Origin of the sequence: Kitasatospora sp. NPDC091257, from assembly GCF_044757675.1 — a bacterium.
GTDB lineage: Bacteria > Actinomycetota > Actinomycetes > Streptomycetales > Streptomycetaceae > Kitasatospora > Kitasatospora lactacystinica.
The window spans coordinates 1-5,975 of the sequence record NZ_JBIVVI010000525.1; the positions used below are offsets into that span (position 1 = coordinate 1).

At 69.7% G+C, this 5,975-nt stretch carries 6 protein-coding genes, 1 pseudogene and 1 CRISPR repeat array; of the genes and pseudogenes, 4 read left to right on the forward strand and 3 right to left on the reverse strand.

Features of this window, described 5'->3' with window-relative positions:
• Nucleotides 1-214: 214 nt before the first annotated feature.
• On the reverse strand, nucleotides 215-847 hold the full coding sequence (locus tag ACIQOV_RS23345; protein WP_401051337.1) for a hypothetical protein: 633 nt from the start codon (nucleotides 845-847) through the stop codon (nucleotides 215-217).
• A gap of 506 nt (nucleotides 848-1,353) precedes the next feature.
• Between ACIQOV_RS23345 and ACIQOV_RS23350 the strand changes: the two genes are divergently transcribed.
• The gene (locus ACIQOV_RS23350) at nucleotides 1,354-2,145 is read left to right on the forward strand and encodes a hypothetical protein (protein WP_401051348.1); all 792 of its coding nucleotides are present in this window, start codon (nucleotides 1,354-1,356) and stop codon (nucleotides 2,143-2,145) included.
• A 38-nt stretch (nucleotides 2,146-2,183) separates the two neighbouring features.
• On the opposite strand, the pseudogene ACIQOV_RS23355 reads toward ACIQOV_RS23350, so the two are convergent.
• A pseudogene (locus ACIQOV_RS23355) lies at nucleotides 2,184-2,405 on the reverse strand (transposase); the annotation flags it as partial.
• A gap of 397 nt (nucleotides 2,406-2,802) precedes the next feature.
• Nucleotides 2,803-2,958, reverse strand: a complete 156-nt coding sequence (locus tag ACIQOV_RS23360; RefSeq protein ID WP_401051339.1) for a hypothetical protein — start codon at nucleotides 2,956-2,958, stop codon at nucleotides 2,803-2,805.
• Between the two features lie 21 nt (nucleotides 2,959-2,979).
• A CRISPR array of direct repeats spans nucleotides 2,980-3,315; the repeat unit is 29 nt; unit sequence GGAGCTATCCCCGCGAGCGCGGGGCCGAC.
• A 657-nt stretch (nucleotides 3,316-3,972) separates the two neighbouring features.
• On the opposite strand from ACIQOV_RS23360, the gene ACIQOV_RS23365 reads away from it, so the two are divergent.
• The 3 genes from ACIQOV_RS23365 (at nucleotide 3,973) to ACIQOV_RS23375 (ending at nucleotide 5,854) form a co-directional block, all read left to right on the forward strand.
• Nucleotides 3,973-4,476: a C40 family peptidase gene (locus tag ACIQOV_RS23365; protein ID WP_331768569.1), complete on the forward strand. Its 504-nt coding sequence runs from the start codon at nucleotides 3,973-3,975 to the stop codon at nucleotides 4,474-4,476.
• Nucleotides 4,477-4,942: 466 nt separating this feature from the next.
• Nucleotides 4,943-5,365, forward strand: a complete 423-nt coding sequence (locus ACIQOV_RS23370; RefSeq protein ID WP_401051343.1) for a helix-turn-helix domain-containing protein — start codon at nucleotides 4,943-4,945, stop codon at nucleotides 5,363-5,365.
• 51 nt (nucleotides 5,366-5,416) lie between these two features.
• The gene (locus ACIQOV_RS23375; protein ID WP_401051345.1) at nucleotides 5,417-5,854 is read left to right on the forward strand and encodes a hypothetical protein; all 438 of its coding nucleotides are present in this window, start codon (nucleotides 5,417-5,419) and stop codon (nucleotides 5,852-5,854) included.
• The last annotated feature ends 121 nt before the right edge of the window (nucleotides 5,855-5,975 follow it).

The following is a 5,975-nucleotide window of genomic DNA, read 5'->3' on the forward strand; positions in this document are numbered from 1 at the left end:
AAAGCTACCTCGCCGGCCTTCACCTCCGCGGCGCAATGATCTGGATCAAGGACCTCACCCGAACCCATTGATCACGACCGAATACGCGGCCTAGTACCAACGCCGTTTGACTGAACGGCGTTGGTACTGGCGGCTCCTCCGGCGCCCGTCGTGTCCCGAACCGGGGCCGGCGGGTCGCCGACGTGCCCGCCGGCGGACGAGGGCCGTGCCCGGCTCAGCGCGACCAGTAGGTGTCCTCGATGTCCGGTCGCAGGGGCGACAGCGGACGGGCCCGGTCCGGGGCGTACGCGACGTCGCCGCCGCTGACGGACATGGTGAGGGTGACCGTCCGGTCCGGTTCCGGCGAGAGCGCGACCCAGACGGCGATTCCCTCCGAGGTTTCGGCGCTGAGGTAGTCCGGGCCCTCGTCCGGGGCGCTCGGGGTCCAGGCCGACGGTTTCTGCCGGAGGCCGCGCAGCCGCCACTCGGCCTCGATGCCGTCCCGCAGCTCCTGCCGATGGGACGCGCTGATCCTGGTACGGGCGGTGAACCGACGGTCGACGGTGGACAGCTTGCTCGGTGTGCCGTCCGGACGCGGCTCGTACCGGCTGACGGTACAGCCCCTGTCGCTCAGCACGAGGTCAGGGCTCAGGCCCCCCAACGTGTCACGGACGGTTTGCTCGCTGAGCGCGTGGAACCGCTCCGGAGTGTGGCGGACGATCTCGGGTCCGGGCTTGGACGCGTAGTCGTCGGCGCCGATGAACCACCATGCAGCGATCTGGAACGCGAACGCCACCCCGATCAGGGCGACAATGCTCGCCGCCACCACCAGAGCCGCCTTCACCAACGACTTGCCGAACAACCCCATCCCCCTGCCGTGCGTCGTACCGCCACCGTATGCGCGCGACCCGGCACGACTCCTGAGCATCCGTACTCAGAAAGGCCACCCGGTGCCGCCCGCCCTCAGCCGTAGCGGCGGAGCGGCCGGCGGCCGGCGGCCGCTCCCAGCGGGACCGATGGGGGAGAGTGGGCAGCGCGCGCTGGTGTACTCCTGGAGGTGCGGCGCTTCCGTCTCCGTCTCCGTCTCCGTCTCCGTTGCCGCTCGTCGCGGCCCGCCGGTGTCGGGCGGCGATGTCCGGGTCGACTTCGACGCTGGTGATGTTGTCCTCGCCGAGGCGGTCGGTGCGGGCACGATCCTCACCGTGCACGTGCCTGCACGGGAGCCGGGCTGCGAGGTGGCGGTCCGTCAGGACGCCCAGGCCGGCAACCCGGTCGGGCGCCACGTCAGGCCAAGGTATGGTCACCGCAAGGGGGTGATACCCCTGTGTGCGAAACAATGCATTCGGCTACGAATCCACGGGGGTCCTTGCGTCCATGGTTCGATCCACCGTCAGGATTCCGCTCGCGGTGGGCGCGGCCGCGATGGCCGCGGCCGTCGTCACGGGGTGCTCCTCCGGCACGGTGACCGCATCCGGCAAGCCGGCGGCCGTCACCGCCACCCCTGCCACGTCCCCGGGCACCGCCCCGGTGGACGCGCCGACGCTCCCGGCGTCCGGCGCCCCGGCGTTCGGCACCCCCAGCAGCACGCCGACCGGCCCTCCGCTCCTCACCGGGGTGGACCTGCGCGCGTCCCTGCCGACCGCCGCGGTGCTGCCCGCCGGGTGGACGATCAAGGGCAACGGCAACCAGGTCGACACCGGCACCACCATCAACGAGTACCGGGCCGACCCGCCGCAGATCACGGAACCGTGCAACCAGATGCGTCTCGCCGGGACCCTCTTCTCCCAGGGTTACAAGGTCTCGGGCGCGATGAACGAGGTCTACGACGGGGAGCACATGGTCCAGGTCTACCTGGCCGCCTACCGCCCCGGCGACGCGGCCAAACTGCTCGGCGACCTGAGGGCGTACGCGGAGCGCTGCAAGACCTTCACCGGGAAGAGCGTGGACGGTGCCCCGATCCCGATGACCGTGACGTTGCAGCCCGTGCCGGGGCTCGGCGCCGAGGCCTTCGACATGAAGAGGGTGCCCACCGGCCGGTACAGCACTTCGGAGATCGTGATGACCCGGATCGGCGACCGGGTGCTGTTCCTCAGCGGCGACGACATCCTGGGCCGACTGCCGAACATCATGCAGCTGGCGGTGCCGCTGGTGAAGAGCATCACGTAGGAGTCCCCGCCCCGCACGCGCCACGGTGGCGGGGCGGGGACCCGCCACCACCCGGTGTCCGACCGGCTGCCCGCCGACCACCTTCGATGACGGTCGTGAACCGTCTTCCAGCTGCCGAAGCGGGATGACAGGCCCCGCCCGGGGAGGCCGGTCCGCTGCCGGAACAGCATCCCGTTGACCAGACGACGGTGGCATCACCGGCGTCCACCCCGCCCGCGATTCGCCGACGACAGCGCCACCACCGCCGGCACGAGGATCATCGCCGGGGACACCGACGGTGCCTGGACCTCGACGGTGTCATGGAACGGCTCCTACTCATGCGCCAAGTGGTGGCACAAGGCGACGGACGAGCCGGGCAAGAGCGACGCCTGGCAGAGGCTCGGACCCACACCGTGACCGGTGCGGACTCCGACCGGAGTTGATCACCCGGCGCCAGTACTCGGGCCCCGCGCCTGTTCCACGGCCTCCACCCCTGCCAGTTCCTCGAAGGTCTCACCCGACGTGTACGGGTCGGACGGCGGGACCGGAGCGGCACACCAGGGACTGGTGGTCTCCCCGACGAGCGGGCCAGGGCAAAAGGCCAGCCACAGGCATCCCCCAACAGCGACAGCACCGGGGAGACGGCTGCGCACAGAAACGGCCCTGACCGGCTGTAGCTCACCACCGGTTCAGGAACGCGCGCAGCCGGTCGCGTTGGCGGGGGTCGTCGGCGAGGACTTCGGCCAGAACGTCGCGGTAGACGTACGGCTCGACCGTCGCCATCAGCAGATCGTGCAGCAGGTCCCGGTCCAGCGCTTCGACTTCCCAGTGCACCGGATGCCCGCTCGCCTGGCAGGAGCCATCCCCGCGAGCGCGGGGCCGACCTGCCACGTGCCGTAGCCGCGCTGCCGGTGCCTGGAGCTATCCCCGCGAGCGCGGGGCCGACCACGATCAGCTTGGCGAGCCCTTCCGCGATCTCGGAGCTATCCCCGCGATCTCGGGGCCGACACACCGCGCTGCGCGTCCGCCATCCGCTTCACGGAGCTATCCCCGCGAGCGCGGGGCCGACACATGGACGCAGACACGAAAAGGACCCCGGCCGGAGCTATCCCCGCGAGCGCGGGGCCGACTGGTACCAGGCGGTGCCGCCGACGATCTTCTCGGAGCTATCCCCGCGAGCGCGGGGCCGACACTTCCTGACCTGCAGCGATTGGGCGCAGAGCGCGCCAATCCATTCAGTTCGAATCCGGAGCCCTGCGCGTGCCGGGCCGAAACCCCCTGAGGCCGAGTCTCCCAGCTGCGCCCAGGCGAGCTGGGCCTGAGCCTTCGACAGCATCGTACGGGCTGAGTCCAGATGTCGCGCCTTCGCGGCCGAGCCCACCATTCTCGGGAAGACAACGGCTTCTGAACAGGTGCCCGCTGAGCCGGGAAGACGGAGGTTATGACCTGGACGGCTCGCTGTGCGCCCGGTCGCCGGCGATCTGGCCGGGCTGGGCCTCGACCAGGTTGTACGGCGCCGATCGCCAAGTACATCCCGTGGAGGGACCATACAGGGATATGCCTGCATCCTGACCGACAGGAACACACGCAGCTCACCAACTACGCGCTCGTTGCATGAGCTTGGGTGCCCCGGGTCTGAGAGCGGAGCATTCCGTCATGGGATGCGGGCCCGGCCAGTGGGTTCGGGGGTCTTATGTGCCATGTTTCTCCCCGGCCGCGGGGACTGTCACGGACGCGTCCGGTGGGGCGGTGCCGGTCCGGTTCTCCACCGGGAGCGACATCCGGTCGGCCTCCGCCGGGGACCCGCCCGGTCAGGCCTTCGGCATTGGGACACCGTCCGGGGCCGGGGTGACGCCCGAGGCAGAGCCCGGGGCTCTGGGCATCCGTGAGCTGCCCGAGGAGGAGAAGTCCTCGAGCGCCAAGTCCGGGGCTGGGAGCAAGAAAAACCGGGGCCGTGACGCGAAGGGCGGCAAGGCCAAGGGCAGCGGGACCGATGCCGGCAGGGGCACCGCAGCGGCCGTGGCCTTCGCCCGGGCGCAGATCGGCAAGCCGTACGCGTGGGGCGCCACCGGGCCCGGCTCCTTCGACTGCTCGGGGCTGGTGATGCGCGCATGGCAGGTCGGCGGGGTGGCACTGCCGCGAACCACCTGGGGCATGGCCAAGGCGGGAAGGGCTACCACCCGCGGGGCCCTGGTGCCGGGCGACCTGGTCATCACCAACGGCGGGGGCCATGTCCAGCTCTACATCGGTGACGGCAAGGTCGTCCACGCGCCCGGGACCGGCAAGCATGTCACCATCGCCCCCCTGGCTCCCGCCTCCGGCGTCCTCACCTACCGCCACCTCGCCTCATAGCGCCGCAGCTTGTGCAGGTCGGCCCACCGAGGGCACTGCGGACCTGTCCGTCCGGAACAGCCGGTGGCAGCATCGTCCGCGTCCACACCCGGCCTGCGGCCAGGCCCGGTTCGGCGGGTTCATTGACGGCGAGTTGCTCGGCGGTGACGACGAGCTCGTCCGTGTCCAGTTCGCCGGGACGCAGCGCGGCGAGGGCCTGCTCGGGCGGTGTCGGATTCCCTAATAAGACCTACCGAGGATCCATCCGGCAGACTCGGTGCCTGATAGCCGCCGGCAGGTGAGCACTCTTTCTTCCCTGGACTTCGAGTCCTGTTGACAGATCCTGCCCCTGCCGGTCGGCCAGGAGCGGAATCGCTGATGGGATGTCGTGCCCGCCCGATTGCGGCGTGAGCACAGCCTTGTTACTGAGGTTTTCGTTTGGTTGTCGGGTAGTGACAGGTAGTGATCCCTGCGGTATGCCGGAGGTATGCGGTACGCGCAGGGTGGGGGCCTGACCGCTGAGTGGCGGGCGTTTCGTGAACAGGTTCGGTTCGAGGCCGCTGCCCGGTTTGAGGCAGACGAGAGGACCTCGGTGATCGCCCGTGAAGTACGGGTCAGTGAGCGGTCGGTGGAACGTTGGCGACGGTCCTGGCGCGAGGGCGGCATCGAGGCCCTGAGCTCATCAGGTCCCGCGAGTGTGCCGAAGCTGTCAGAGGCCCAGTTCGCCGAGCTGGAAGAACTGTTGGGGTCAATATCGATCACGGCTTGGTCCTCCTGTCGGCGTGCGGACGTGGCTCGTCCGACAGACAGGTGCACCGACCGAGCCCGTCCGCGACCGCAGACGGCGACCCCATCGGGACGGGGCGATGCGCCGGAGGTCGGGAATGGCCGCGACGTACAATCGCAGTGAAGGCGAAGCGCCAGGCCGAGATTTCGGCACCGGTGTGAGGGAGGGGCCAGGATGTTCGGTTCGAAGAAGAAGCTCAACGATCTGATGGCGCAGCTCAGGCCCGACCTGAGTCGGGAATCGCTCGGCGTCGGGCCCGACTTCCCGGGCGTCGCCCCGAACCCGGTCCTGAGCAGTGATGCACGGAAGCGCAATGCGGAACTGCGTACGGGGGCGCTTGCGCTCGGCGTTCTCGTCAACTGGCGGGAGGTCAACGGCAATCCACGCGTGGTCCTGATGTTCGACGTGGAGACCGCCGGCGGCATCTTGTTCCGCGGTATCGCAGACGAAGACCTCACGATCACCGAGCTCACCCGACTCGCCCCAGGACAGACGTTCCCCGTGCGCTACCGGCCGGCCGTCATGGACCACTACGTCGCCCTTGCCCGGGACGCGGACCCCGCCCACGTGCAGCAGCTCTCTGACGAGATCGCGAGCCGCAAGCGGACCTGACCCGAAGCCATTGGCCGGATCCCTAGCCTCCGCGTTTCGGTTGGGGCTGGCCGAGCTGAGTTGATCTTCCGGGTGGTCGTGATGCGGCTGCTGTGGAAGAGCGGGCATGCCGGGGGCCCGA

Coding starts and splice junctions, on each gene's coding strand:
- ACIQOV_RS23345 (WP_401051337.1), bottom strand. CDS start 847: ATGGGGTTGTTCGGCAAGTCGTTGGTGAAGGCGGCTCTGGTGGTGGCG.
- ACIQOV_RS23350 (WP_401051348.1), top strand. CDS start 1,354: ATGGTTCGATCCACCGTCAGGATTCCGCTCGCGGTGGGCGCGGCCGCG.
- ACIQOV_RS23370 (WP_401051343.1), top strand. CDS start 4,943: ATGCGGTACGCGCAGGGTGGGGGCCTGACCGCTGAGTGGCGGGCGTTT.
- ACIQOV_RS23375 (WP_401051345.1), top strand. CDS start 5,417: ATGTTCGGTTCGAAGAAGAAGCTCAACGATCTGATGGCGCAGCTCAGG.